At 67.6% G+C, this 564-nt stretch carries 1 protein-coding gene; it reads left to right on the plus strand.

Annotation, left to right across the window (positions count from 1 at the left end; all coding sequences use genetic code 11):
* Nucleotides 1-564: FG-GAP-like repeat-containing protein (locus tag ACLQ2V_RS28120; protein WP_425721732.1), on the plus strand; the 564-nt coding region annotated here is incomplete at both ends.

The raw sequence follows: 564 nt of genomic DNA on the forward strand, positions 1-564 counted from the left end.
GTCACGTCGGGGGACTTCGACGGTGACGGCCGCGATGACATCGTCGCGTTCACCCACGGCACCCTGGCCGACGTGTGGGTGGCCCGGTCCACCGGCGCCGGGTTCGCGGCGGCGACGAAGTGGCACGACTACTTCTCCATCAACGCCGAGGTCGCCGCCGTCGGCGACGTCAACGGCGACGGCAAGGACGACATCGTCACCTTCACCCACGACACCAACGCCGACGTCATCGTCTCGCTGTCCACCGGCACCGGCTTCGCCCCCGCCACCAAATGGCACGACTACTTCTCCATCGCCGGCGAATACCCCGCCCTCGGTGATGTCGACGGCGACGGCAAGGACGACGTCATCACCTTCACCCAAGGCCCCGCCTCCGCCTCCGACGTCATCGTCGCCCTCTCCAACGGCACCACCTTCGGGGCCTCACAGAAGTGGCACGACCTGTTCGCCGTCGGCAACGAACAACCCCGCGTCGGCGACATCAACGGCGACGGCAAAGCCGACATCGTCACCTTCACCTGCAACAACGACGCCGACGTCTACGCCGCCGTCTCCACCGGCACC

The sequence above is a fragment of the Micromonospora sp. DT233 genome, from assembly GCF_049841815.1.
In the GTDB taxonomy this organism is placed as follows: domain Bacteria; phylum Actinomycetota; class Actinomycetes; order Mycobacteriales; family Micromonosporaceae; genus Micromonospora.